Source organism: Nesterenkonia populi, from assembly GCF_007994735.1.
Taxonomy (GTDB): Bacteria; Actinomycetota; Actinomycetes; order Actinomycetales; family Micrococcaceae; genus Nesterenkonia; species Nesterenkonia populi.
In genome coordinates this window covers 2266678-2290311 of record NZ_VOIL01000001.1, presented here as the reverse complement: position 1 = coordinate 2290311, position 23634 = coordinate 2266678, and the positions used below count along the sequence as shown (strand labels likewise).

The 23634-nt window shown below is 68.5% G+C and carries 24 protein-coding genes and 1 tRNA gene; 15 read left to right on the top strand and 10 right to left on the bottom strand.

The annotated features are described in order from the left end of the window. Window positions 1-17 precede the first annotated feature (17 nt). The 6 genes from FWJ47_RS10695 to FWJ47_RS10670 all read left to right on the top strand — a co-directional run bounded on the left by FWJ47_RS10695 (window position 18) and on the right by FWJ47_RS10670 (window position 5397). Window positions 18-680 carry an FtsB family cell division protein gene (locus FWJ47_RS10695; protein WP_147107983.1) on the top strand — a complete coding sequence of 221 codons (663 nt, stop codon included), beginning with the start codon at window positions 18-20 and terminating at the stop codon, window positions 678-680. A gap of 37 nt (window positions 681-717) precedes the next feature. After that, window positions 718-1332, top strand: coding sequence for a DUF501 domain-containing protein (locus FWJ47_RS10690; protein WP_246126274.1), 615 nt, complete (start codon window positions 718-720; stop codon window positions 1330-1332). After that, a complete protein-coding gene (locus FWJ47_RS10685; protein WP_281289252.1) occupies window positions 1329-2345 on the top strand; it encodes a Ppx/GppA phosphatase family protein in 1017 nt (338 codons plus the stop codon). The genes FWJ47_RS10690 and FWJ47_RS10685 overlap by 4 nt, the downstream gene beginning before the upstream one ends. Beyond that, entirely contained in the window at window positions 2342-3853 is a 1512-nt protein-coding gene (locus tag FWJ47_RS10680; RefSeq protein ID WP_147107976.1) for a S8 family peptidase, read from the top strand. The genes FWJ47_RS10685 and FWJ47_RS10680 overlap by 4 nt, the downstream gene beginning before the upstream one ends. Window positions 3854-3887: 34 nt before the next feature. Then, window positions 3888-5270 (top strand): NAD(P)/FAD-dependent oxidoreductase, encoded by a 1383-nt coding sequence (locus FWJ47_RS10675; RefSeq protein ID WP_147107973.1) that lies wholly within the window; start codon window positions 3888-3890, stop codon window positions 5268-5270. A gap of 53 nt (window positions 5271-5323) precedes the next feature. Further along, window positions 5324-5397: transfer RNA gene (locus FWJ47_RS10670), tRNA-Leu, on the top strand. Between the two features lie 50 nt (window positions 5398-5447). Here the strand turns inward: FWJ47_RS10670 and FWJ47_RS10665 are convergent. Next, window positions 5448-6287, bottom strand: coding sequence for an aldo/keto reductase (locus FWJ47_RS10665; protein WP_147107969.1), 840 nt, complete (start codon window positions 6285-6287; stop codon window positions 5448-5450). Between the two features lie 213 nt (window positions 6288-6500). On the opposite strand from FWJ47_RS10665, the gene FWJ47_RS10660 reads away from it, so the two are divergent. The 3 genes from FWJ47_RS10660 to ilvA all read left to right on the top strand — a co-directional run bounded on the left by FWJ47_RS10660 (window position 6501) and on the right by ilvA (window position 10337). After that, complete coding sequence (locus FWJ47_RS10660; protein WP_147107966.1) at window positions 6501-7406, top strand: Bax inhibitor-1/YccA family protein; 906 nt, start codon at window positions 6501-6503, stop codon at window positions 7404-7406. A 112-nt stretch (window positions 7407-7518) separates the two neighbouring features. After that, on the top strand, window positions 7519-9051 hold the full coding sequence (locus FWJ47_RS10655) for an AI-2E family transporter (protein WP_147107963.1): 1533 nt from the start codon (window positions 7519-7521) through the stop codon (window positions 9049-9051). Further along, window positions 9048-10337, top strand: coding sequence for a threonine ammonia-lyase (gene ilvA, locus FWJ47_RS10650; protein ID WP_147107960.1), 1290 nt, complete (start codon window positions 9048-9050; stop codon window positions 10335-10337). Before FWJ47_RS10655 ends, ilvA begins: the two co-directional genes overlap by 4 nt. Before the next feature lie 133 nt (window positions 10338-10470). Here the strand turns inward: ilvA and greA are convergent, their stop codons facing one another. Both greA and FWJ47_RS10640 read right to left on the bottom strand, forming a co-directional pair. Then, a complete protein-coding gene (greA, locus tag FWJ47_RS10645) occupies window positions 10471-10974 on the bottom strand; it encodes a transcription elongation factor GreA (protein WP_147107957.1) in 504 nt (167 codons plus the stop codon). A gap of 38 nt (window positions 10975-11012) precedes the next feature. Continuing rightward, window positions 11013-11492: a DUF4307 domain-containing protein gene (locus FWJ47_RS10640; protein WP_170228562.1), complete on the bottom strand. Its 480-nt coding sequence runs from the start codon at window positions 11490-11492 to the stop codon at window positions 11013-11015. Window positions 11493-11511: 19 nt separating this feature from the next. Here FWJ47_RS10640 and mca point away from each other — a divergent pair, with 19 nt between their 5' ends. Together mca and FWJ47_RS10630 are read left to right on the top strand one after the other, a co-directional pair. After that, window positions 11512-12507 carry a mycothiol conjugate amidase Mca gene (gene mca, locus FWJ47_RS10635; RefSeq protein ID WP_147107951.1) on the top strand — a complete coding sequence of 332 codons (996 nt, stop codon included), beginning with the start codon at window positions 11512-11514 and terminating at the stop codon, window positions 12505-12507. Window positions 12508-12539: 32 nt separating this feature from the next. After that, entirely contained in the window at window positions 12540-12923 is a 384-nt protein-coding gene (locus FWJ47_RS10630) for a hypothetical protein (RefSeq protein ID WP_147107949.1), read from the top strand. 35 nt (window positions 12924-12958) lie between these two features. Here the strand turns inward: FWJ47_RS10630 and FWJ47_RS10625 are convergent, their stop codons facing one another. Both FWJ47_RS10625 and trhA read right to left on the bottom strand, forming a co-directional pair. Then, window positions 12959-15094: a thioredoxin domain-containing protein gene (locus FWJ47_RS10625; protein WP_147107946.1), complete on the bottom strand. Its 2136-nt coding sequence runs from the start codon at window positions 15092-15094 to the stop codon at window positions 12959-12961. A gap of 59 nt (window positions 15095-15153) precedes the next feature. Continuing rightward, entirely contained in the window at window positions 15154-15870 is a 717-nt protein-coding gene (trhA, locus tag FWJ47_RS10620; protein ID WP_147107943.1) for a PAQR family membrane homeostasis protein TrhA, read from the bottom strand. Window positions 15871-15969: 99 nt separating this feature from the next. Here trhA and uppS point away from each other — a divergent pair, with 99 nt between their 5' ends. Further along, window positions 15970-16806, top strand: coding sequence for a polyprenyl diphosphate synthase (uppS, locus tag FWJ47_RS10615; protein WP_246126273.1), 837 nt, complete (start codon window positions 15970-15972; stop codon window positions 16804-16806). Between the two features lie 303 nt (window positions 16807-17109). Continuing rightward, complete coding sequence (gene phoH2 / locus FWJ47_RS10610) at window positions 17110-18432, top strand: RNA 5'-3' helicase PhoH2 (RefSeq protein WP_246126349.1); 1323 nt, start codon at window positions 17110-17112, stop codon at window positions 18430-18432. An 18-nt stretch (window positions 18433-18450) separates the two neighbouring features. Here phoH2 and FWJ47_RS10605 read toward each other — a convergent pair whose 3' ends face one another. Next, window positions 18451-19167, bottom strand: coding sequence for a rhomboid family intramembrane serine protease (locus FWJ47_RS10605; RefSeq protein ID WP_170228561.1), 717 nt, complete (start codon window positions 19165-19167; stop codon window positions 18451-18453). A gap of 130 nt (window positions 19168-19297) precedes the next feature. On the opposite strand from FWJ47_RS10605, the gene FWJ47_RS10600 reads away from it, so the two are divergent. Further along, the gene (locus FWJ47_RS10600) at window positions 19298-20731 is read left to right on the top strand and encodes a class II fumarate hydratase (protein ID WP_147107935.1); all 1434 of its coding nucleotides are present in this window, start codon (window positions 19298-19300) and stop codon (window positions 20729-20731) included. Between the two features lie 36 nt (window positions 20732-20767). Here the strand turns inward: FWJ47_RS10600 and FWJ47_RS10595 are convergent, their stop codons facing one another. Further along, the gene (locus FWJ47_RS10595; RefSeq protein WP_147107932.1) at window positions 20768-21262 is read right to left on the bottom strand and encodes an NUDIX hydrolase; all 495 of its coding nucleotides are present in this window, start codon (window positions 21260-21262) and stop codon (window positions 20768-20770) included. Window positions 21263-21266: 4 nt separating this feature from the next. Beyond that, a complete protein-coding gene (locus FWJ47_RS10590) occupies window positions 21267-21779 on the bottom strand; it encodes a prepilin peptidase (RefSeq protein ID WP_246126272.1) in 513 nt (170 codons plus the stop codon). 56 nt (window positions 21780-21835) lie between these two features. Between FWJ47_RS10590 and FWJ47_RS10585 the strand changes: the two genes are divergently transcribed. Further along, entirely contained in the window at window positions 21836-22285 is a 450-nt protein-coding gene (locus FWJ47_RS10585; RefSeq protein WP_211359000.1) for an acyl-CoA thioesterase, read from the top strand. Window positions 22286-22291: 6 nt separating this feature from the next. Here FWJ47_RS10585 and FWJ47_RS10580 read toward each other — a convergent pair whose 3' ends face one another. Together FWJ47_RS10580 and FWJ47_RS10575 are read right to left on the bottom strand one after the other, a co-directional pair. Next, window positions 22292-22909, bottom strand: coding sequence for a carbonic anhydrase (locus FWJ47_RS10580; protein WP_147107926.1), 618 nt, complete (start codon window positions 22907-22909; stop codon window positions 22292-22294). Continuing rightward, complete coding sequence (locus tag FWJ47_RS10575; protein ID WP_147107923.1) at window positions 22902-23579, bottom strand: DUF4245 domain-containing protein; 678 nt, start codon at window positions 23577-23579, stop codon at window positions 22902-22904. The genes FWJ47_RS10580 and FWJ47_RS10575 overlap by 8 nt, the downstream gene beginning before the upstream one ends. Window positions 23580-23634: the final 55 nt, after the last annotated feature.

Sequence of the window (23634 nt, the reverse complement as noted above, 5' to 3'; positions counted from 1 at the left end):
CCGCGAGGACCTTCCCCATGGCCCGACACGCTAAACCCTCTGGCGACGCCGGCTCCTCCCCTCGCGCCCAGGGGAAGCCGGACCGCCGTGCGGCCAAAGCGGAGCGGGACGAGCAGCGCCGGCTGAGCGAGCGTGACCAGGTCTCGGGGGAGATCCGGACCCCTAAGGAGATCGCCGCACGAAGGGCTCGCCGTGCGGACCGTCCTGACCGGCCCTCCTCAGCCGCTTCCCGAAAGACACCGGTGAGCGCCTCGGCGATGGTTCCGGAGCGGACCTTCTCCGGCCGGACCATCGTCCTCACGATTGTGGCGCTGGTGGTGATCTCCTTCCTGGTGCCGACGGTGCGGACCTACATCCAGCAGCAGCACGAGATCGAAGAGCTCGCGGCGCAGATCCGCGCAGAGGAGGAGGCCCAGGCGGAGCTGTACTCCGAGCTGTCCCGCTGGGACGACCCCGAGTTCATCACCCAGCAGGCCCGTGAGCGGCTGAACCTGGTGCAGCCGGGAGACCAGCGGTATCACGTGATGAACGCCTCGGCGGAGGAGCCCGTGGAGCAGGAGGAGCAGGAGGACGAGGAGGAGTCCTGGGCTGAGCAGCTCTGGGAGAGCATCCTCGCCGACGCCGACGCCGACGCCGACGCCGACGCCGACGCCGACGCCGACGTCGACGACGACGACTGAGTCTTGCCGCGCCGGATCACCGGTACCCTGGATCGCTGTGACTGAGAACGCGCCTGATCCCAAGACACCCACTGCTGAGGACCTCAGCACCCTGAGCCTGCAGCTGGGGCGGCCTGTGCGCGACGTCGTGGAGATCGGCGCCCGATGCCGCTGCGGGAACCCTCTGGTGGCCACCACCGCACCGCGGCTGTCGAACGGGATCCCGTTCCCCACCACCTTCTATCTCACCCACCCGACGATCACCGCGGCGGTCTCGCGGCTGGAGGCGGCCGGTGCGATGGCAGAGATGACCGAGCGCCTGGAGAATGACGCGGAGCTGGCCGCGGCCTACCGCGCCGCCCATGAGGCGTATCTGGCGGAGCGGGAGCGGATTCGCACCCTGGCCGGCCTGGACCCGGTATGGGAGATTGAGGGCGTGAGCGCGGGCGGGATGCCGCAGCCGCGGGTGAAGTGCCTGCACGTCCATGCCGGGCATGCCCTGGCGGCCGGGCCGGGCACCAACCCGATCGGCGACGAGACCCTGGAGCGGATCAGCGAGGACTGGTCCCGTCAGGCATGCACCTGCCGGCAGGCCTGGGACCACGACGCCGAGGTCCCCACCAAGGATCTCTCCCGCCACGTGAAGCGGCTGAAGATCAAGGACGGAGAGTGACAGTGGCGCCGAATGAGGTTCAGCGCGCGGCGGCGATCGACTGCGGCACCAACTCGATCCGTCTGCTGATCGCTGACATCGACGACTCCGGCGCGCTCACGGACGTGGAGCGCATGATGACCGTGGTGCGGCTGGGGGAGGGCGTGGACACCACCGGTGAGTTCTCCTCCGCAGCCCTGGAGCGGACCTTCGCCGCGGTGGACGACTACGCCGCACGCATCGCCCGCCACGGCGCCGAGCGCGTACGGTTCGTCGCGACGTCGGCGAGCCGGGACGTCTCCAACCGGGAGGAGCTCCTCACCGGGGTGACTGAGCGGCTGCGCGCCGTCGCCCCGGATTTCGCCGGACCTGAGGTGATCGACGGCAATGAGGAGGCCAGCCTCTCCTTCGCCGGCGCTGCCGGGGTGCTGGACTGGGAGGCGCTGCTGGCGGACCGCCCCGACGGAAAGGTGCTGGTGGTGGACCTCGGCGGGGGGTCCACCGAGTTCGTGCTCGGCACCGCCGCCGGCGCGGAGCACTCCGTCTCCACGAACATGGGGTGCGTCCGCTTCACCGAGCGGCACCTGCATTCGGACCCGCCCGAGCAGGCCGAGATCGACGCCGCCCGGGCTGAGGTCCGCAGGATCCTCGACGGGCTGAGCCTCCCGCTGGAGGAGACCCGTGCGGTGGTGGGCGTCGCTGGGACGGTCACCACGATCACCGCCCACGCACTGAGCCTGACGGAGTATGACCCTGCCCGGATCAACGGGGCACGACTGCCGGTGCGTGCCGTGATCGAGGCCGCCGAGGACCTGCTCCATGCCGACCGCAGCACACGGGCTCAGCTGGGCTTCATGCATCCCGGTCGGGTGGACGTCATCGGCGCCGGCTCCCTGATCTGGGCCGCCATTCTCGAGCATCTGGCTGAGACCACCGACGGAGCGGTGGCCTCAGCGGTGACCAGTGAGCACGACATCCTCGACGGCATCGCCCTGTCCGTCGTGGGGACGCAAGGAACGGAGACTGCCCCATGAGCCGACGTCGTACCCCTGCCCGTCTGCTGGGCCTCACCGCGGCGGCGGCGCTGACCCTGCCGCTGGCAGCCGCGCCCGCCCAGGCGGAGCTGCACCGGGAGATGCAGTTCTGGCTGGATGACTACGGCGTCACCGACGCCTGGGAGACCACCGAGGGGGAGGGAGTGACGATCGCCGTCATCGACACCGGAATCGACGGGGACCACCCCACCCTGGAGAGTGCCGTGGTCGGCGGCACTGACTTCTCCGGCGGGGGGAGCTCATCCGGCACGCCCGTGGAGCAGGCCGCCACCGAGCACGGCACCCTGGTCGCCTCATTGGCCGCGGGCCGCGGCACCGACCCGGACCAGGGCGCGGTCAGCGAGGATCTCTTCGATGAGATGGACGATGAGGAATGGGACGACTGGTTCGAGAGCTTCGAGGCTGACCTGGAGGACGCCTACGGGGACGAGTGGGAGGACGAGATCGACCAGGACGCCCTGGACGAGTTCTACGAGACCCGTGAGTTCCCCCTGGACGATGAGGAGCTCGCCGAGCCGGATGAGGACGAGGACGACGAGGATGAGACCGACCCGCGCGGAGCCGGGGTGATCGGTGTGGCGCCCGGTGCGGACATCCTCTCCGCCTCTTTGGTGCTGGAGGATCCCAACCCGTACGGCCCCGGCACCGAGGAGCAGATCGCTGAGGCTGTGACCTGGGCGGTGGACCAGGGCGCGGACATCATCAACATGTCCATCGGCTCCGGGGTGCAGGACTGGCCCGAGTCCTGGGACGAGGCCTTCCTCCACGCCGAGGAGCAGGACGTGCTGGTGGTCGCCGCGGCAGGGAACCGGGCTGCCGGGCACTTCAGCGTCGGAGCCCCCGCGACCATCCCCGGCGTCCTCACCGTCGCCGGAGTGGACGAGGGCCGCAGCATCAGCGAGGACTCATCCTCGCAGGGGATCGCTGTCGACCTCGCCGCAGCCTCCGAGCCGCTGGTCGGCGCGATGCCCGACGGCGGCTACGCCCGGTGGGAGGGAACCTCCGGCGCCGCCCCGATCGTCTCCGGCGCGGCCGCCCTGGTGATGGCCGCGCACCCGGACCTCTCCGCCCGGGAGGTCAAGCACCGTCTGGTCTCCACCGCGGACTCAGAGGGCTCCAGCGGGGTGGACCCGGAGTACGGGCACGGAGTGCTGAACGCTGCTGAGGCCGTCAGCGGCAGCGTGCCCGAGTTCAGCCCGGACGACTACCCGACCCTGGAGGACTGGATCCGGGTCCACCGCAGGGCCGACGACGACGGCGCCGACGCCCACGAGGACATTCCGGAGGAAGCCGGCGTGGAGGCAGGGCCCGAAGGCGAGCCGCGGGACATGCCGCAGGCCGCTGAGGTGCGAGGCGCCCAGGACTGGGCCGGCCCGGTGGCCCTGGGCATCGGCGGCCTGCTGGTGGTGCTGATGCTCACCGGGGGCGTCGTCCACCTGATCTCGAGGCGCTCGAGGCGGGGCGAAGACGCCTCCGAAACAGGGTGACGCCCTCGGGACGCATACCTATAGGATGAGCGGTATGGCACACACCCTCCTCTCTGACAAACCTCGCATCCTCGTCGTCGGCGGCGGCTACGTCGGCCTGACCGTGGCCCAGCAGCTGCAGAAGAAGGTCAAGGCGCGCGGCGGCGTCGTCACCCTGGTGGACCCGCTTCCGTACATGACCTATCAGCCGTTCCTGCCGGAGGTCGTCGGCGGCCACATCGAGGCCCGCCACGCGGTGGTCAGCCACCGACAGCACCTCAAGGACACGGAGATCATCTGCGGCAAGGTCACTTCCGTGGACCACGCCGCGAAGACCGCCGTGGTCGGCCTGGGCGAGGGCGAGAGCATCGAGGTGCCGTATCAGGACATCGTGATGGGGGCCGGCGCCGCCACTCGCGTCTTTCCGATCGAAGGCCTGGCTGAGGCCGGCATCGGTCTGAAGACCATCGAGGAGGCTGTGGCGCTGCGCAACCACATTCTGGAGCGCCTCGAGGCGGCCTCCACCATGACCGACGAGGCGCAGAAGGCCCGTGCCCTGAGCTTCGTCGTCGTCGGCGGCGGGTTCGCCGGCATCGAGACGGTCGCCGAGATGGAGGACATCATCCGGGCCGCCGTGAACGCCAACCCTCGGCTGGCCCAGTCGGATGTGCGCATCGTGATGGTCGAAGCGATGGGCCGGATCATGCCGGAGGTCTCCGAGGACCAGGCCGAGGGCGTGGTGGAGCATCTGCGCGGCCGCGGCATCGAGGTGCTGCTGAACACCTCTCTGGGCTCCGCCGTCGACGGCGAGCTGAAGCTGGTCTCCATGAAGGACAAGTCCGAGGTGGACACCTTCGGGGCCGACACCCTGGTGTGGACCGCGGGTGTGGCTGCGAGCGCCGTCGCCCGCTCATCCTCCTTCCCGGTGGACGAGCGCGGCCGCATCACCGGCTCCGCCACGCTGCAGATCCTCGATGAGGACGGAGAGGCCATCGAGGGCGCCTGGACCGCCGGCGACGTCGCCGCGATCCCGGACCTGACCGGCGCCGGCCCGGGCGGATTCTGCGTCCCGAACGCTCAGCACGCCTCCCGTCAGGCGAAGGTTCTGGCAAAGAACCTCTTCGCCGTCCGCTGGGGCTCCGGCGAGATCCAGCAGTACAAGCATGAGTCGCTGGGCGCCGTCGCCGGCCTGGGCATGTTCAAGGGCGTCGGAAACCCGATGGGCCTGAAGCTCAAGGGCTTCCCTGCCTGGGTCGCCCACCGCGGCTACCACAGCATGGCGATCCCCACCATCGAGCGGACCGCCCGTGTGGCCGGAGGATGGATCGGGGAGGCGCTGTTCGGCCGCGACTTCACCCCGATCCGCGACCTCGAGCGTCCGCGGGAGGCCTTCCAGACAGCCGCCGGCAAGAAGAAGGACAAAGAGGCGGCCAAGTAGTTCATTGCACGCTCTAGGATTGGAGGGCCGTCTTCGGCCGGCCCTCCTTTCCTGCCCCCATGGCCCAATCGGCAGAGGCAGCGGACTTAAAATCTGTGTGTTGTGGGTTCGAGTCCCACTGGGGGCACTGAGAAGGGCCGCCCCGTCAGCGACGGGGCGGCCCTTCTCAGCACATGATTAATGGGGGATGTAGTCGAAGCTGTCCGGGTCCGGACCGGTGCGCTGGTCCTTGTTCAGCGCGCTGATCGCCTCGATGTCCTGGTCAGTGAGCTCGAAGTCGAAGAGGCTGAAGTTCTCCTCGATGCGGAAGCGGGTGACCGACTTCGGGAAGACGATGTCGCCGCGCTGGATGTGCCACCGCAGAGTCACCTGGGCGGTGGTCTTCCCGATGCGCTCAGCGATCTCGGTGAGCACCGGGTCCTCAAGCACTGCACCCTGCGCGATGGGGGACCAGGCCTCGGTCGCTATGCCCTGCTCCTTGCCGAAGGCGCGGACCGTCTCATTGGTCAGGTAAGGGTGCACCTCGATCTGATTGACCGCCGGAACCACGCTCGTCTCGTGAATCAGCCGCTGCAGGTGGGGCACCTGGAAGTTGGAGACACCGATGGAGCGGGCCCTGCCGGACTCAAAGATCTCGATCATGGCCTTCCAGGTCTCCACGTAGTCGACCTCGATGGTCGGCAGCGGCCAGTGGATGAGGAAGAGATCCATCTGCTCGACGCCGAGGGCGGCGAGGGACTCGTCGGCGGCGCGCAGAGCGTCTTCGTACCTGTGGAAGCTGTTGTTCAGCTTGGAGGTGATGAACACCTCGCCGCGGCCCAGGCCGGACTCCTTCAGGGCGTTCCCGACGCCGGCCTCATTGCGATACATCTGGGCGGTGTCGATGTGGCGGAAGCCGACCTCAAAGGCGGACAGGACGGTGTCCTTCGTGGTCTCCGGGGTGACCTGGTAGGTCCCGAAGCCCAGCTGCGGGATGGTGACTCCGCTGTTCAGAGTGATCTGCGGAACTGCGCTCATGGTTCTCCTTGTGCTGCTCAGTGAGGGGCCGGAGCATGGGCTCCGGAACCCTCGTCAAGAACCTCCGCGGCCTCCGGCTTATTTCATCCGGGCGGCCGCGGCATAACGAGACGGGCTGAGCCGTTAGAATATGAGGAACCTACCGACGGAGTCACGCACGCTGGTCCAATCGGGTCCGGCGGCAGGCTTGAGGAAGAAGGAGACCGGAAGCAGATGTCCAACCCGATCTTCAACACTGGTGCCTTCCCGGACCAGTTCAACGAGCAGAAGCGCGAACGGCGCCGCTTCTACATGAACTCTGACGCCGGCACGGTCTCTGAGGACCGCCGGCAGGACCAGACCTACGCCCAGCAGCACGGCGTGCCCGGCCGGCAGGCAGACTCCCTGGAGCAGTCATACAGCCTGCCGGACGCCGCCGGCTCCGAGGGTGCCCCTATGACGTTCGACGACGTCATCCGCAAGACCTCCATCAGCTTCCTCGTGGTGCTGCTGGGCGCGGGCATCACGGTGACCCTCGGCGGCAGCATGGAGGCCCCCAACCTGGGCGTGCTCTCCACGCTGCTGCTGGTCGGCGTCTTCGGCGGCCTGGGGCTCGGCATGGTCAACGCCTTCAAGAAGGAGCCCAGCCCCGGCCTGATCCTCGGCTACTCCCTGCTGCAGGGCTTTGTGGTCGGCGCCTTCTCCATGATCCTGGAGATCCAGTACCCCGGCATCGTGCTGCAGGCGGTGCTCGCCACCGTCTCGGTGTTCGCCGCGGTGCTGATCCTGTTCAAGTCCGGCAAGGTCCGCGCCACGCCGAAGCTGAACAAGATCTTCATGGTGGCCGTGCTCGGCTACTTCATCTTCTCCATGGTCAACCTGGGCATGATGCTCTTCGGCGTCACCGACAGCATGTTCGGCATGCGCGCCGGCTGGCTCGGCGTGGTCATCGGCCTGCTCGGCATCGCCCTGGCCACCTACTCCCTGGTGCTGGACTTCACCAACATCGACGAAGGCGTGAAGGCCGGAGTCCACCAGAAGTACGGCTGGACCGCCGCGTTCGGCCTCACCGTCTCCCTGGTGTGGCTCTACATCGAGATCCTGCGGCTGCTGGCGATTCTCAGAAGCATGCAGGACTGAGCGCCTGCAGCTGAAGCGCTTGACGCGGCCCGTCGGAGAATCTCCGGCGGGCCGCTTCTCATGAAGCGGACAATCAGCGGGCATTGAGCCTCCGCGTGGCAGTATAGAGGCCATGAGCACCCCTGCCCCGTCTCCCTCAGACAGCAGCGCAGAGTCGCCGAGCACCCCCACGGCGGGAACCTCCACGATGCCGGAGTCCGGCACCCACCCGCCGGAGCAGCCGCACTCCTCGCCGCGCATCGCCGAGGAGCAGCGCATCCAGGAGGACATCCCCTGGGGCATCCGCATCGCCGCCTCGTGGTCCTGGCGGATCATCATCATTCTCATCGCCGCCGGGGTGGCCATCTGGCTGCTCGGCCATGTGATGCTGCTCCTCATCCCGCTGATGATCGCCGGGCTGCTCTCCACTCTGATCCGGCCGCTGCACAACGTCTTCGTGAAGCTGAAGTTCCCCAAGGTCCTCGCCGCGATCACAACGATCATCGCGATGCTGGCGGCCATCACAGGGATCCTCTTCCTGGTGGGCCAAGAAATCGTCACCGGCTTCGCCGATATGGCCGAACAGGTTGAGACCGGCATCTACGAGCTGATCGACTGGGCGGACCAGACCGCTCAGGGCCTCGGCTTCCAAATCTCCACTGAGGAGTTCAACCAGGCGATCGACGAGGTGGTCGGCTGGATCCAGGAGAACCAGGACGCCATTATGTCCTCCGCGGGGGCGTTCGGATCCGCTGCGACCAACTTTGGTGTGGGCGCAGTCCTGGTGATCTTCACCCTCATCTTCTTCCTCGCCGACGGGCGCAAGCTGTGGGACTACATGACCCTGTTCGTGCCCGGCAAGCACCGCCCGGCCATTCACGGTGCCGGCCGTCGCGGCTGGACCGCAGTGGGCACCTACATGCGGGTGCAGGTGTTCGTGGCCTTCGTCGACGCCGTCGGCATCTACATCGGTGCGGTCATCCTTGACATCCCGCTGGCCCTGCCGATCGCCGTGCTGGTGTTCTTCGGCGGGTTCGTCCCGGTGGTCGGCGCCGTCGTGACCGGTGCTGTCGCCGTCATCGTGGCCCTGGTGGACCAGGGCTTCGTCACGGCGCTGATCATGCTGGGCGTCGTCATCCTGGTCCAGCAGATCGAGTCCAACGTTCTGCAGCCCATCGTCATGGGCAAGGCCGTGAAGCTGCACCCGCTGGCCGTGGTGCTCGCGGTGACAGCCGGCACCACCCTGATGGGCATCCTCGGCGCCCTGGTCGCCGTGCCGATCCTCGCCTTCGCCAAACGCGCTACCCAGTACCTGAAGAAGGAGGAGTGGCGCGGCGACGCCGAAGCCCTGGAGATGCAGCGCACGCAGGCTGAGGAGGCTTTCAGGCGCGCCGCCCAGAAGGAGGTCATTGAGGCGGAGGAGCAGGCCAGCCGGGAGACCATCAAGCGCCGCGTCAAGGAGACTGTGCCGGGGCTGCACCCGGACCGCCCCGTGTTCGGCCGGTCCGGATCGGACAGCTCCGACTCCGGCCGGTCCGTGCCCGCCGGCCGCCCTGCCGCAGAGGACGGCCCCTCCTCCCAGAGCAGCAGCAGCGACGAGGACGGGCCGTCCGTCCCTGCCCCCAAGCCAGCAACCGACGAGCGCCCCCGGGATGGAGACTCATGAGAAGCACGCCGCAGAGCAGCGGAGCAGACCCGAAACCCGCGCACCAGCAGCTCTCGGTGACCTTGGAGGACATCATCGCCGCCCGCGAGGAGCTCGCGGACGTCATCGTGCCGACCCCCGTGGAGCACTCCCGGGCGATGGGCCGGATGCTGGATGCCACTGTCCACTTCAAGGCGGAGAACCTTCAGCGCGCCGGCTCCTTCAAAGTGCGCGGCGCCTACGTCCGGATGAGCCGGCTCGCGCCGGAGGAGAAGGCACGCGGCGTCGTCGCCGCCTCCGCCGGCAATCACGCGCAGGGCGTGGCCCTGGCGGCGAAGAAGCTGGGCATCACCGCCCGCATCTACATGCCGCGGGGTGCGGCGCTGCCGAAGGTGGCCGCCACACGGGACCACGGGGCCGAAGTGGTCCTGCACGGCTCCACCGTGGATGAGGCGCTCGCTGAGGCTCAGCGGTATGCGGATGAGACCGGCGCCGTCTTCATCCACCCGTTCAACCACACCGACGTGGTGGCCGGCCAGGGCACCATAGGCCTGGAGCTCCTCGAGCAGCAGCCCGAGGTGGACACGGTGCTGATGGGGATCGGCGGCGGCGGCCTGATCGCAGGCGCCGCGGTGGCCCTGAAGGCCAAGGCCGCGGAGCAGGGTCGGCATATCCGGGTGATCGGAGTCCAGGCGGAGAACGCCGCCGCCTACCCGCCGTCCCTGGCCGCCGACTCAGTGGTTCCCATCAAGAAGGCGAAGCGGACCATCGCCGACGGCATCGCCGTGGGCCAGCCCGGCGAGATCCCCTTCGAGATCATCAGGGAACTCGTCGACGACGTCGTCACTGTCTCGGAGGACGCGATCGCCCAGGCGCTGATCTTCCTGCTGGAACGCTCCAAGATGGTGGTCGAGCCGGCCGGCGCCGTCGGCGTGGCCGCCCTGTTGGAGGGCAAGCTCGCCGAGCTCGGCGTCGAGGCGAAGAACATTGCCGCGGTGCTCTCCGGAGGCAATATCGATCCCATGCTGATGATGCGTGTCATCCAGCACGGCCTCGCCGCCGCCGACCGGTTCCTGCGGGTGAAGATCATGCTGCAGGACAGGCCTGGGGAGCTGGCGACGATCTCCCGGCTCATCGCCTCCACGGACGCGAACGTCACCGGTGTGGACCACAGCCCCATCGGCAGCGACCTCTCCATGGGAGACGTCTCCATCACCATCACCATGGAGACCAAGGGCACCGAGCACTCCGAGCAGGTGCTCGAAAGCCTCCGCGCCGAAGGCTATGAGCCTCTTGTGCTCCACTAGTTCCTGCGCCGCCCGGTATCGCTCCTGACCTCAGGGCGCCCGGTGCGGCGCGGGCACGCCCCGCAGGCGGATGGCGACCGGCCCCCAAAGCGTTGGGAGGGTCGCCGTCGCCGTCTGTGAGCGGAGCGCCGCCTCAGCCGGTGTAGGTCTCGGCGGAGATGATCTCGACCTCGATCTCGCGGCCGTTGGGCGCGGTGTAGGTGACTTCGTCGCCAGCCTTGGTGCCGTTGATGGCCTCACCCATGGGAGAGCTGGGGGAGTAGACGGTCAGGTCGGAGTCCCCGGCGATCTCACGGTTGCCGAACAGGAACTCGAGCTCGCGGCCGGCCACCTTCGCCCTGACCAGCTGGCCGGGCTGCACAGTGCCGTCGCCCTCGGGGGCGTCGCCCACCACCGCGCTCTCCAGGAGCTGCTCGAGGTAGCGGATGCGCGCCTCCGCCTTGCCCTGCTCCTCCTTGGCGGCGTGGTAGCCGCCGTTCTCCTTCAGGTCACCCTCGTCACGGGCTGCGGAGATGCGGTCCACGACCTCCTGCCGGCCGGGGCCCTTGAGGTGCTCCAGCTCGCCGGAGAGGCGGTCGTAGGCCTCCTGGCTCAGCCACTGGGCGTTCTCGTCGGTCTCTGAAGTGTTCGTCGTCATCCAGACATCATAGGCCTCCCCGGCGGCCTGTCACAGTCTCATCTGGGGTTCTTCTGCTCCGCGGTGCTTTCCTCGACGAGCCAGCAGGAGTCCACGACGCCGGTGACGCCCCGGTACTCGGTGCGCAGATCGGACTGGTAGTACTGGCTGCGGTCGGCGGCGCTCTCCCCCTCGTGGGGGCCGATGGTGACGATGCGGTGCCCGACGACGGCGTAGGAGTCGTCGAGGACCTGCAGGGCGCATTGGGCGGTGGCGTCGAAGTCTTTGGTGACCTCGTAGTCGATCACCGCACGGGTCTCGGAGACGATCTGGTAGCCGACGTCCTGGTACTCAAGCTGGCCGTGGGCCATGTCATAGGTGAACCAGGCGGCAGCGGCGCATGCGGCGACCAGTGCCCCGACGACTCCCCATTTCTTGGTGCGGTCGGAGAGGCGGCGCCTGGGGGCGCCGTACCGCTGGGCCAGCTGGTCGTGGGCAGGATGTCGCTGTGCGTCCTGCTGCTGATCGGTGACCGTCATCGGAGATAGTCTAGTCGGCATGAGTCAGCTGACCCACCAGACCGAAGCTGCCCCCGGAGGCGCCGCTGCCGGGGCCGCGGCAGCCGAGCTGGAGGCCCGTATCCCAGAAGGCCCCAGCAGTGTGCCGGACTGCTCGGGCCTGCGGCTGCTGGCGGTGCACGCCCATCCGGACGACGAGTCGTCCAAGGGTGCGGCGATGATGGCCGCCTACGCCGACGCCGGGGCTGAAGTGATGGTCGTCACTGCCACCGGCGGGGAGCGGGGAGATCTCCTCAACCCGGAGGCCGGCGACATTCAGCAGTGCCACCGTGACCTGCCCGGGGTGCGCCGGGACGAGATGGCGGCGGCGGCTGAGGCGCTGGGCATCGAGCAGGTGTGGATGGGCTTCGCCGACTCCGGCCTGCCGGAGGGGGATCCGATGCCGCCCCTGCCGTTCGGAAGCTTCGCGACCCTGCCGCTGGAGCAGGCCGCGGCTCCGCTGGTGCGGCTGATCCGCCGGTTCCGGCCGCACGTGCTGACCACCTACGACGAGTCCGGCGGCTACCCGCACCCCGACCACATCATGACCCACCGGATCAGCATGGAGGCCTACGAGGCCGCGGGCGACCCTGAGCGCTACGGGGGACTGGGGGAGCCCTGGCAGCCGCAGAAGCTCTACTATGACCGCGCGTTCAACCCCGGCAGGTTCCGCGCCATCCATGAGGCGCTGATCGAGGCCGGCTTCGAGTCTGTCTACGGGGAGCGGCTGGCCCGCTGGGAGGACGAGTCGGAGCGGCCCGAGTGGCTCACCCAGCACCAGGTCACCACGCAGGTGCCGGTGGGGGAGTACCTGGAGGCCCGTGACGCCGCCCTGCGAGCCCACCGCACCCAGGTGGAGCCGAACGGGTTCTTCTTCGCAACTCCCAACGACTTCCTGCGGAAGATCTGGCCGTTCGACGACTTTGTGCTGGTGGACTCCAAGGTGGAGGCCGAGACGCCCGAGTACGACCTCTTCCAGGGGATCCCGAGAACCTGAGGGTGTTGGGGAACGCGTAGAATAGGCGCACTATGGACTTCTTCTCTGCGGATCTGCTGCCGCTGCTGACCCAGTGGTGGCCCGGCGGCGGTGGCGGCGAGTCACCCGACCTGCGGCCCGGCCTGGAGGAGGAGGACATCACTCCCGGCATCGCGGGCTTTCTCTTCACCGCCCTGATGGTGGGCCTGGCCGTGCTGGTCATCCGTGACCTGGTCAAGCGCATGCGCCGCATGAAGTACGCATCCCAGGTGGAGGCGGAGAACGAGGGCGAGGAGCCCGACTTCCCCCATGAGATCACGCCCGGTGAGATCTCCGAATCCCAGCAGCGGGCCCGCACCGCGGCAGCGGAGGCGCGCTTCGGCCCCGCAGAGGCTCCTGATGACACTGACCCGCAGGCCCCCGCGGCAAAGGGCTGAGGCCCTCAGCTGACCAGCCGCTGGGACGAGCTGCTTCAGCGCAGCGGCTCAAGGGCGGCGTCGATGGTGGGCTGGGGCGCCAGGCACATGGACTGCTCGGGCCCGTTGAGGCACACCGCAAGGCTCAGCCCGGAGGCCTCGCCGAGAGTTCCGGGCTCCACCGGCTCGACGGGAACTCCGCAGAGCGCACCTGTTCGTCGCACCTCAGCGGCGTCCTCCTCGGTGCCCCCGAAGATCCGCAGCGCCGGGGACTGCTGCACCGACCGGCGGGCAGCCAGAAGGCTCGCCCCCACCGCGATCGGTGCTTTGGGTGCGGCGACCTGCACATGCTGGAGCAGCTCGTCCGAGCGGACCGGGAGCTCAGCCTCCGCCGCGAAGGCCTCGGCCTGCTGCGTCGCCAGCGCGAGCGCTGCGATGGCGCTCGGCTCAGGTCCGTCCAGAGGTGAGGCGTGCGCGGCGCCTGCCTGTGCCGCGGTCAGCAGGCCCTCCTCGTCCAAGCTGTCCAGCACTTCGATGGCTTCCTCCCCGCGTGTGACGAACTTCTCCAGGGTGAAGCGGAGGACTTCGGCCGCCCGCTCGGCCCAGCGGGGATCAGCACCGCCGGAGGCGAGCGCGAAGCAGGCGGTGACGAGGTGGGCGTGGTCGCTGAGCGTGCCGAGGCCCGTGCCTCGCCGGCCGGCGTAGGAGGTGCGGTGCACCCGGCCCTGCTCGTCCACATGGATCTCCCAGAGTCGGGAGGCGAGCTGCTCCGCGAACTCCAGCAGCTCGGCGTCGCCCCAGAGGGCGGACGCCTCAGCGAGGGAGCGGACCGCCTGGGCGTTCCAGGCGGCCACCACCTTCTCGTCCCGTGCGGGCTGGGGGCGTTCGGCACGACGGCGACGCAGCTCCGGCACCACGGCGTCCCAGACGGCGCGCTCCTCAGCGCCGAGCGGGGCGTCGAAGTGGACGGTCCGCGGCGTCTCAGCTGTGATGTTCAGAGGCGCCGCGGCGGCGACGCCGTGCTCGTCGGCGGGCACCCCGCGGTTCAGGCGCACCACCTGCTGCGCCTGCTCGTCGCTGAGTCCCGCGGAGGCCGCAGCCTCGGCCAGCTCGGCGTCGCTGAAGATGTAGGTGCCGCCCTCCACGTGGCTGCCGTCCGGGAAGACCGTGTCAGCGTCGAGGCTGGAGGCGATCAGCCCGGAGTCCTCCAGCAGCATGCGGTCTTTGAGCCACTGGATGGTCATCCGGGCCGTTCGCGCCGCATCGTCCCGTGCGGCCTGGTCTGCGGCGGGGTGGACGGAGAGCTTCGCGTAGTGGCCGAGCAGCTGGGCGTTGTCGTAGAGCATCTTCTCGAAGTGCGGCAGCGCCCATGCCTGATCGGTGGCGTAGCGGGCGAAGCCGCCCTCGACATGGTCGAACAGCGCCGAGCGCCCCATTGCCTCGGCTGTGCGGACCGCGAGGTCCCCGGATTCATACTCGGGGTTCCATGCGGCGTCCTCCAGCAGCCAGCCCAGCAGCGGCGACGGCGGGAACTTCGGCGCTGCGCTGAAGCCGCCGTGGACGGTGTCCTCCTGCTCGGAGAGCACATCGAGCGCCTGGGCTGCCAGCTGTGCGAACCTGTCCTTCGTCAGCGCCGCCGCGCCGCCGTCGTCGTCGGTGTGCACCACGGTGGCCATCTGGGACTGCTGGCGGCGCTGCCCGGCGAGCGCCTCAGCGATGTCCTTCGCCTGAGCCTCGACCTGCTCGCGGCGCTGGGACCAGGCCTGGTAGACGGCGTCGCACACCTCGGTGAAGCTGGGAATCTGCCCGCGACGCCGGGGAGGGAAGTAGGTGCCGGCGTGGAAGACCCGTCCGTCCGGGGTGGTGAAGACGCTCATGGGCCAGCCGCCGGCGCCGGTCATCGCCTGGACGGCGGCCATGTAGGTGTCGTCCACGTCAGGCCGTTCCTCGCGGTCCACTTTGATGGAGACGAACTTCTCGTTCAGGTGCGCGGCGGCGGTCTCATCCTCGAAGGATTCCCCTGCCATCACGTGGCACCAGTGGCAGGCCGCGTACCCGATGGAGATGAAGACGGGCACATCCCGCCGCCGAGCCTCCTCGAAGGCTTCCGCCGACCAGGGCCACCAGTCCACCGGGTTCTCGGCATGCTGGCGGAGGTAGGCGGACTGGGCGTCGGCGAGGCGGTTGCTCATGCTTCCAGCCTACGGACAGCAGAGCCTCGCGTCAGCGGCACAGGTCACGATGCCGGTGCTCAGCCGGTCCAGGCGGCGAAGCCGATGAGGATGGCCGCGTAGTGGCAGCCGAAGCCGATGAGCGTGCAGGCATGGAACAGCTCGTGGAAGCCGAACCAGTTCGGTGAGATGTTCGGCCGTCTGATCGCGTAGAAGACTGCCCCGGCGACATAGGCGGCGCCCCCGACGCAGATGAGTGCGGCTGCGGCGACCTGGGCGGCGAAGAAGTCTGCGATGAACCACAGAGCCGAGAGCCCCAGCACCACATAGATGAGCGTGGACAGCCAGCGGGGGGCGGTGGTCCAGAACACCCGGAAGAGCACTCCGCCGATCGCACCCGCCCACACCCCGGTCAGCAGGATCGTGGCCTGGGGGTTTGGCAGCAGCGCCGGGGTCAGCGCAGTGTAGGTGCCGGCGATCAGCAGCATGATGTTCGCGTGGTCCACCCGCTTCAGGACCACCTTGGTCCGCGGCCGCCACCGGCCGAGGTGGTAGGCGGCTGAGACGCTGAACAGCAGCAGCCCGGTGATCGAATAGATCACCGCAGCAGCCCGCAGCCCCGGGGAAGGGGCCATCAGCACCGCGACGATCCCCGCGGCCAGCGCCACCGGGACCATCGCGGCGTGCAGCCAGCCGCGGAGCTTGGGCTTCAGCGGCACCTGCGGGTCCAGGAGCTGCTCGGCCGGCGCGGTGGCCCGTCCCTCAGCAGTCAGGGAATCCCGCCCGGTGGTCTCCATAGCCTTGAATTCTATCTGCCTGAGTGCCTGGCCGATCATAACTGTGCGGGGCTGCGGTGCGGCCTCGCAGGGCGCTCCTTTTGGCTTAGGCTGGCTGGTGTGAAGCTTCCGCAGTCAGGGCCCCGGCAGGGCCTGAAGCACCTGGCCTACTCGTTGTACGAGCGGCGGCTGCTCGCCGATCTGCGCGACGGCCGCACCCCCCAGCACATCGGCGTGGTGGTGGACGGCAACCGCCGCTGGGCCAAGCTCGCCGGCGCCAAGACAGCTGAGGGGCATCTGGCTGGGGCGCAGAGGATCGTGGAGTTCATCGAATGGTGCGCCGAGCTGCGCATCCCCACCGTGACCCTCTACATGCTCTCCACGGACAACATGAGCCGCTCCGCGAAGGAGCTGGACCAGCTGATGCGGATCATCAGCGACCTTCTCGACCGGCTCGCCGAATCCCGGCCCGGCGGCCGGCCCGTCCGCGTGCACCCCGTGGGTCAGCCGGAGCTGCTGCCCGAGCCCCTGGCGGAGAAGCTCTGGGACGTCACCACCGCAACCGGCGCCATCCCACGCATCACCCCGGACGGTGAGCCCGCCGAGGACCCCTGTGTGCACGTGAATGTGGCCGTGGGCTACGGCGGCCGGCAGGAGATCACCGATGCGGTCAAAGACCTGCTGCGCGACGCGGCCAAGAATGAGAAGGCCCTCACTGAGGTCGCCGAGCAGCTCACCCCCGAGCAGATCGGCGAGTGGCTCTACACCCGTGGTCAGCCCGATCCCGACCTGATCATCCGCACCTCCGGCGAGCAGCGGCTCTCCGGTTTCCTGATGTGGCAGTCGGCCTACTCCGAGTTCTACTTCGCAGAGGCGCTCTGGCCCGACTTCCGCCGTGTGGACTTCCTCCGCGCCCTCCGCGACTACGCCCGCCGGCAGCGCCGCTTCGGCAGCTGAGCCGCTCACCGGCGGTGAAGAAACGTTTACCCAGTTGTCACCTGAATGTTTCCGTGTCATCCGATGCGCCGGCGTCTCGGGCCCTAGATTGGGAACTGTCAGAACACTGACCGGAAGGCCCAGACCATATGCCGCGTGGCAGAAGGGGCCGGCCCGGTCCCTGGCCAGCAGCATGGTCATGGGTCGGCCGACCACCATCCGACAACCGATGCGCAGGACCGCGAGGCTCTGCAGCAGAGGTGCTGAACGTCTGGAGACACTGTGGCCACCACCCCCATCACTGCCCCTGCTGACACTGCCGCCCTGGAGACGGCGGTCTCGCAGGAGGTCGCGCAGAAGTCCTTTGTGCTCGACACCTCCGTGCTGCTCTCCGACCCGAAGGCGGTGCTCCGCTTCGCCGAGCACGAGGTGATCATCCCGATCGTGGTGATCTCTGAGCTGGAGAAGAAGCGCCACGACTCCGAGCTGGGCTACTGCGCCCGGTCCGCCCTGCGCCTGCTCGACGAGCTGCGCACCACCCATGGTGCCCTGAACCAGCCGATCCCGCTCAACGATGAGGGCGGGCACCTGATCGTCGAGCTCAACCACATCAGCCAGGAGGTGCTGCCGGCCGGGTTCCGGGGCGCGGACAACGATGCTCGCATCCTGGCCGTCGCCAAGTCCTTCGCGGATGAGGGGCGTGCCGTCACCGTGGTCTCCAAAGACCTGCCGATGCGGGTCAAGGCCTCCGCGATGGGACTCGACGCCGACGAGTACCGCAACGAGTGGGTGGCCGACTCCGGCTGGACGGGGATTGCGGAGGTGACCGCCGTCGATGATCAGGTCGCGGAGCTCTACGACGGCGAGCGGGTCGAGTTGGACGAGGCCGAGGAGCTTCCGACCAACACCGGTCTGGTGATCCAGTCCGGGCAGGGCTCCGCCCTGGGCCGGGTGAAGCAGGACGCCTCCTCCAAGAAGTACGTGCAGGTGGCCCGCGGAGACCGTGAGGTCTTCGGGCTGCATGGCCGCTCGGCGGAGCAGCGCCTGGCGATCGACATGCTGATGGACCGGGAGATCGGAATCGTGTCGATGGGCGGACGGGCCGGAACCGGCAAGTCCGCGCTGGCGCTGTGCGCAGGGCTCGAGGCGGTCCTGGAGCGCGGGGAGCACAGGAGGATCGTGGTGTTCCGGCCGCTGTACGCCGTCGGGGGCCAGGATCTGGGCTACCTGCCGGGCACTGAGGCGGAGAAGATGAACCCGTGGGGGCAGGCTGTCTATGACACGCTCAGCGCCCTGGTCTCCGAGAATGTGCTGGAGGAGGTCATGGCGCGCGGGCTGCTGGAGGTGCTGCCGCTGACCCACATCCGAGGCCGCTCGCTGCACGACGCCTGGGTGATCGTGGATGAGGCCCAGTCCTTGGAGAAGAACGTGCTGCTGACGGTGATGTCCCGGATGGGCCAGAACTCCAAGATCGTCCTCACCCACGACGTCGCCCAGCGCGACAATCTGAGGGTGGGACGGCACGACGGCATCGCCGCGGTGGTGGAGATTCTCAAGGGCAACCCGCTCTTCGGCCACATCACTCTCACCCGCTCTGAGCGCAGCCGCATCGCCGCTCTGGTCACCGAGCTCCTCGAAGAGGGCTGAGCGGCTGGAGCTGACGGGTCAGAACCACGGCGGAGGCTGGTCCTCCGAGTCAGGACTGCGGGAGGGGCGGCTGCGTCGCTCCTCCCGCACCCGCCTGGTGAGGACCCAGGCCACGACGATCCCCGCGATCGCCCCGGACAGGTGCCCGGTCCAGGAGACCCGGAACCCGGAGGTCACCGGCATCATGCCCATCAGCATCGACAGCCCGTAGAAGAAGATCACGAACACGGCGAACAGGATCGCCACCAGCCGCCGCGTGACGAGCCCGTATACGATCAGGAACGCGGCGAACCCGTAGATCACCCCGGAGGCGCCCACATGCCCGCCCCAGGAGGAGCCGTCCGGGCGCAGCACCCAGGGGGTGCCGATCATCCACAGGATGATTCCGGAGATCAGCCAGACCCCAGACATCACCACCGTGAACCGACGGGTCAGCAGAGACACCATCCCGCCCAGCACCAGCCAGGAGAACGTGTTCCCCAGCAGGTGGCTGAAGCTGCCGTGCAGCACCGGCATGAACAGGATCCCGCTCAGCCCCTCGATGCTGCGCGGGGTCAGCCGCAGCGTGATGTTCAGCCAGTTCCCGCTCCACATGTTCACCAGCCACAGCAGCCACATCACCGCCAGCGGCAGCAGTACCGGAAGGAAGGTGCGCACCGCAGAGTCCTTCAGCTCCGCGCTCAGGGAGCGCTGCGGCTCAGGCTCGGGGGCGCCGGGGTTCAGGTGCAGGCTCATCATCGTCCAGCGTAGCGGGGTCGGGCATCGGCGTCGTCGACGTGTCTTGTGCCACAGAGAGTGGCTAGGATGACACGCGGAGACTCGGCCGGAGAACCCTGGCCCAGGACAATACCGAGAAGGAGCAGTGATGGCTGATACAGCGCCCGCGGCAAACGGCGAGACGCAGTACCGGATCGAGAAGGACACCATGGGCGAGGTGAAGGTGCCAGCCCACGCCCTCTACCGGGCCCAGACCCAGCGCGCCCTGGAGAACTTCCCCATTTCCGGGCGCACCCTGGAGCGAGCCCACATCGAGGCGCTCGCCCGGGTGAAGAAGGCCGCGGCCAAGGCCAATGCCGAGCTCGGCGTGCTCGACGAGGAGCTCGCCGAGGCGATCGTGGTCGCCGCCGAGAAGGTCGAGTCCGGTGAGCTGGACGAGCACTTCCCCGTGGACGTGTTCCAGACCGGATCCGGCACCTCCTCCAACATGAACACCAACGAGGTGCTCTCCTCTCTGGCCAACCAGCACCTGGAGGCCAAGGGCTCGGAGAAGTCCGTGCACCCCAACGACCACGTCAACGCCTCCCAGTCCTCCAACGACGTGTTCCCCACCTCGGTGCACGTGGCGGTGACCGCGGCGCTGGTCACCGACCTCAAGCCGGCCCTGGCCTACTTGGCCGAGCACCTGGAGGCCAAGGCTGAGGAGTTCAAGGACGTGGTGAAGTCCGGGCGCACCCACCTGATGGACGCCACCCCGGTCACTCTCGGACAGGAGTTCTCCGGCTACGCCGCCCAGGTCCGCTACGGGATTGAGCGGATCGACGCTGCCCTGCCCCGCGTGGCTGAGGTTCCGCTCGGCGGCACCGCGGTGGGCACCGGCATCAATACCCCGCTGGGCTTCGCGGAGAAGGCCATCAGGAACCTCGCCGAGGACTCCGGCCTGCCCATCACCGAGGCCCGCGACCACTTCGAGGCCCAGGCCAACCGCGACGGCCTGGTGGAAGCCTCCGGCCAGCTGCGGACTATCGCCTACAGCTTCATGAAGATCAACAACGACCTGCGCTGGATGGGCTCCGGCCCGAACACCGGCCTCGGCGAGCTCGCCATCCCGGACCTGCAGCCCGGCTCATCCATCATGCCCGGCAAGGTGAACCCGGTGATCTGCGAATCCGCCATCCAGGTCTCCGCCCAGGTCATCGGCAACGACACCACCGTCGCACTGTCCTCCACCAACGGTGCCTTCGAGCTGAACGTCGGCATCCCGGTGATGGCCGCGAACGTGCTGGAGTCCATCCGTCTGCTGACCAACACCTCCCGGGTGATGGCCGACAAGATGATCAGGGGCCTGGCCGCCAACGAGGAGCGCGCAGCCTTCCTGGCCGGCGCCTCGCCCTCCGTGGTCACCCCGCTGAACAAGCACATCGGCTACGAGGCGGCTGCTGATATCGCCAAGCACGCGGTGAAGAACAAGGTCACCGTCCGCGAGGCCGTCCTGGAGCTGGGCTACGTCGAGCGCGGCGAGCTCACCGAGGAGCAGCTCGACGCCGCACTCGACGTCAAGAAGATGACTCAGCCCGGCTGATCCGAGCACCTTCTGGCCGAGGGCGCCCGTCGGGCTTCACAGCCTGGCGGGCGCTCCGCTGTCCAGCGCCCATTCGATACGGGGACGGTGGCGGTCGAGGAACGGCTCAGGGAGTGCCTCTGCCGAGAACCATCCGATGTCGAGGGACTCGTCGTCGCCGATCGTTGGGATCCCGGAGACGTATTCCATCTCGAAGGCGATGTCGACGAAGCAGCACTGATCCCCGTTGGGATAGGTGACGCGGCCATGGTTGGAGACGCCTGTCACTCGAACCGGGCGTGCGACAACGCCGGTCTCCTCCTCGACTTCCCGGACCGCAGTCGTCGCCGGATCCTCATCGGGCTCCATGATGCCCGAGGTGGCGGTCCAGTTGCCGTCGTCGGCGCGCCTGACCAGCAGCACCTCGGGGGTGGGAAGAGCTGCCCCGTCGTCGTCATTGCGCCGCACGACGACGGCTGTCACACCGGGCAGGAGCAGCTCCTTGTGCCCGATGTCTCGGCGGAGATCTTTGATGAATTCCGGGGTAGCCACGCCTTCACCCTAGTAGCAGGGCCAGGCCTGTGCCGCCCAGCATGAACGGCCCGAAGGGGATGCGGGAGCCGCGGCCGGCGCGGCCGGCGGCAAGCAGCACCAGGGCCACCAGCCCCCCGATGAGGAACGTCGCGGTCACAGCGAGGATCAGCGTGCTCCAGCCGGGGAGCCCCGCATGCAGGCCGAGCACCGCCGCCAGCTTCACATCCCCCATGCCCAGAGCGGGGGAGTGGATGAGCCGCACCGACAGGAACCCGGCCGACCACAGCACTGCCCCCATAATGGCCCGGAGGAGGGCGACGGCGTCGCCGGTGAGCACCGCCGCGGCCGCCAGGAGCGCCAGGGTGGCCGCCGTCCACGGGTAGATGATCCGGTTGGGCAGCCTGTGCTCCCGCAGGTCGATGACGCTCAGCCGCACCGCGCAGACGGCGAAGAGGCCGCACAGCGCGATCAGCACTCCGCCCGCGGCGGAGTCTGCGCCCCCGGAGCTCAGAAGATCCCCAATCTGTTCGATCACCTGATCAGCCTATGCCGCCCGGACGGTCAGCTCGGCCATGTGAAAAACTGAGCCTCATGGCAGACCAGCTCGACACCCCCCGGTACCCATCAGAAGACGGCATCAACTTCCATACCCGCAAATGGGTGAAGCCGGAGGACCTGAACCCCAACGGGACGCTCTTCGGCGGCAGCCTGCTGCGGTGGATCGATGAGGAGGCCGCGATCTACGCGATCCTGCAGCTGGGCAACGAGCGGGTCGTCACCAAATTCATGTCCGAGATCAGCTTCGAGGCCTCGGCCCGCCAGGGCGACCTCATCGAGATGGGTCTGCTGGCCATCAGCTTCGGCCGCACCTCCCTGACCATGCGCTGCGTGGTGCGGAACATGGTGACGCGGAAGAAGATCCTGACCATCGAGAAGCTGGTGTTCGTCAACATCGGCGCCGAGGGCAGCCCGGCCCCGCACGGCTACACCGACATCACCTATGACCGCGACCGGATGCCCCAGCACCGCTTGGGGGAGTGACGGGAGCTACAGCTGCCCGAGCCGGGTCACCAGGTCAGCCCGGCCCTCCGCCAGCCGGTAGGTGACGCCGACGACGGCTGTCTTCCCGGACTCCACTGCCTCGTGCAGCACCCTGGAGCGGCCTGTCATCCGGCGCACGGTCTGCTTGACGTGCTCCTCCACGGCCTCGTTGACGCTCATGGCCCCGGCCTGCTGAGCGGCGACGATGGAGGGGGTGATGCGCTCCACGAGGTCACGGACGTAGCCTTCGGGGAACTCGCCGGTCTCAGCCGACCTCACAGTCGCTGCGACCGCCCCGCAGGAGTCGTGGCCGAGCACCACGATCAGCGGCACGTTGAGAACATCCACGCTGAACTCCAGGGACCCCATCACGGCATCGTCGATGACCTGCCCGGCAGTGCGGACCACGAACACATCGCCGAGCCCGACGTCGAAGATGATCTCGGCGGCCAGCCGCGAGTCCGAGCATCCGAAGATCACCGCCATCGGGTTCTGCGACTCGGTGAGGGAGGAGCGCCGGGCCGCGTTCTGGTTGGGGTGGGCGACCGCCCCGGAGACGAACCGGGCATTGCCTTCCTGCAGCTTCTGCCACGCCTCAGCGGGGGCCGGCTGGTTCTCAGGCATCCTCAGGCTCCTCTCCGAGAGCATCGACGACCGCCTCGACTGCGGCGGCGAACTCCTCGTCCTGGGCGTCGCCGCCGATGACCACGGTGGTGCCGTCGATGGTGTTCTGCTCCTCGGTGAGGACCCAGTGCTGGCGATCGTCGCCGTCCTCGTACACCTCGAAGGTCATCCCTGCGGCGGTCTGCTCGCCCGCAGAGGGGGAATGGTCGATCTCCTCGGACAGCCAGGACGGCTGCGGGTCGTCAGTCTGGGCAAACCCCACAAAGCTCATGGCCGTGGTGGTGTAGCCCGCCTCCCACACGTCCACTCCATGCTCAGGCCGGGCCTCCCAGCGGGCGTAGTTGGCCGTCCAGTCCTCCGGGACATGGGGGGCCAGCGGGGCGTAGCCGGTGACATCGGCGGCGTGCAGGGCGGCAGCCTCACTGCGGACATCCTCGTCCGGGATGTAGGTGTAGTCCGGCTCCGGGCTGAGGAAGTAGAATCCGCCCATCAGCAGCACCAGAACGCCCATGGTCATCAGCATCCCGAACATCGGGGTGGTCAGCCGCCGGTGCTGGGACTCGGTCAGCTGCGGCGTCGGCAGCTCCTCCTGCGCCTGCTGGGGCTGCTGCTCGGGTGCGGTGCTGGGCTCATCGCTGCTCTGAGGGGTCTGCTCGGGTCGATCTGTCACACCCGTATTCTCTCATTACGCCCTCGCTGCCGCCGCGGCAGATAGGGTGGAGGCA

Bases quoted from the DNA above. Each gene is read 5' to 3' on its own strand.
- FWJ47_RS10665 (WP_147107969.1), bottom strand. From the start codon at position 6,287: ATGAGCGCAGTTCCGCAGATCACTCTGAACAGCGGAGTCACCATCCCG.
- FWJ47_RS10640 (WP_170228562.1), bottom strand. From the start codon at position 11,492: ATGACGGTCACCGATCAGCAGCAGGACGCACAGCGACATCCTGCCCAC.
- FWJ47_RS10675 (WP_147107973.1), top strand. From the start codon at position 3,888: ATGGCACACACCCTCCTCTCTGACAAACCTCGCATCCTCGTCGTCGGC.
- FWJ47_RS10600 (WP_147107935.1), top strand. From the start codon at position 19,298: ATGGCTGATACAGCGCCCGCGGCAAACGGCGAGACGCAGTACCGGATC.
- FWJ47_RS10630 (WP_147107949.1), top strand. From the start codon at position 12,540: ATGGACTTCTTCTCTGCGGATCTGCTGCCGCTGCTGACCCAGTGGTGG.
- ilvA (WP_147107960.1), top strand. From the start codon at position 9,048: ATGAGAAGCACGCCGCAGAGCAGCGGAGCAGACCCGAAACCCGCGCAC.
- FWJ47_RS10625 (WP_147107946.1), bottom strand. From the start codon at position 15,094: ATGAGCAACCGCCTCGCCGACGCCCAGTCCGCCTACCTCCGCCAGCAT.
- FWJ47_RS10655 (WP_147107963.1), top strand. From the start codon at position 7,519: ATGAGCACCCCTGCCCCGTCTCCCTCAGACAGCAGCGCAGAGTCGCCG.
- trhA (WP_147107943.1), bottom strand. From the start codon at position 15,870: ATGGAGACCACCGGGCGGGATTCCCTGACTGCTGAGGGACGGGCCACC.
- FWJ47_RS10680 (WP_147107976.1), top strand. From the start codon at position 2,342: ATGAGCCGACGTCGTACCCCTGCCCGTCTGCTGGGCCTCACCGCGGCG.
- FWJ47_RS10660 (WP_147107966.1), top strand. From the start codon at position 6,501: ATGTCCAACCCGATCTTCAACACTGGTGCCTTCCCGGACCAGTTCAAC.
- FWJ47_RS10585 (WP_211359000.1), top strand. From the start codon at position 21,836: ATGGCAGACCAGCTCGACACCCCCCGGTACCCATCAGAAGACGGCATC.
- FWJ47_RS10605 (WP_170228561.1), bottom strand. From the start codon at position 19,167: ATGAGCCTGCACCTGAACCCCGGCGCCCCCGAGCCTGAGCCGCAGCGC.
- FWJ47_RS10695 (WP_147107983.1), top strand. From the start codon at position 18: ATGGCCCGACACGCTAAACCCTCTGGCGACGCCGGCTCCTCCCCTCGC.
- FWJ47_RS10580 (WP_147107926.1), bottom strand. From the start codon at position 22,909: ATGCCTGAGAACCAGCCGGCCCCCGCTGAGGCGTGGCAGAAGCTGCAG.
- greA (WP_147107957.1), bottom strand. From the start codon at position 10,974: ATGACGACGAACACTTCAGAGACCGACGAGAACGCCCAGTGGCTGAGC.
- mca (WP_147107951.1), top strand. From the start codon at position 11,512: ATGAGTCAGCTGACCCACCAGACCGAAGCTGCCCCCGGAGGCGCCGCT.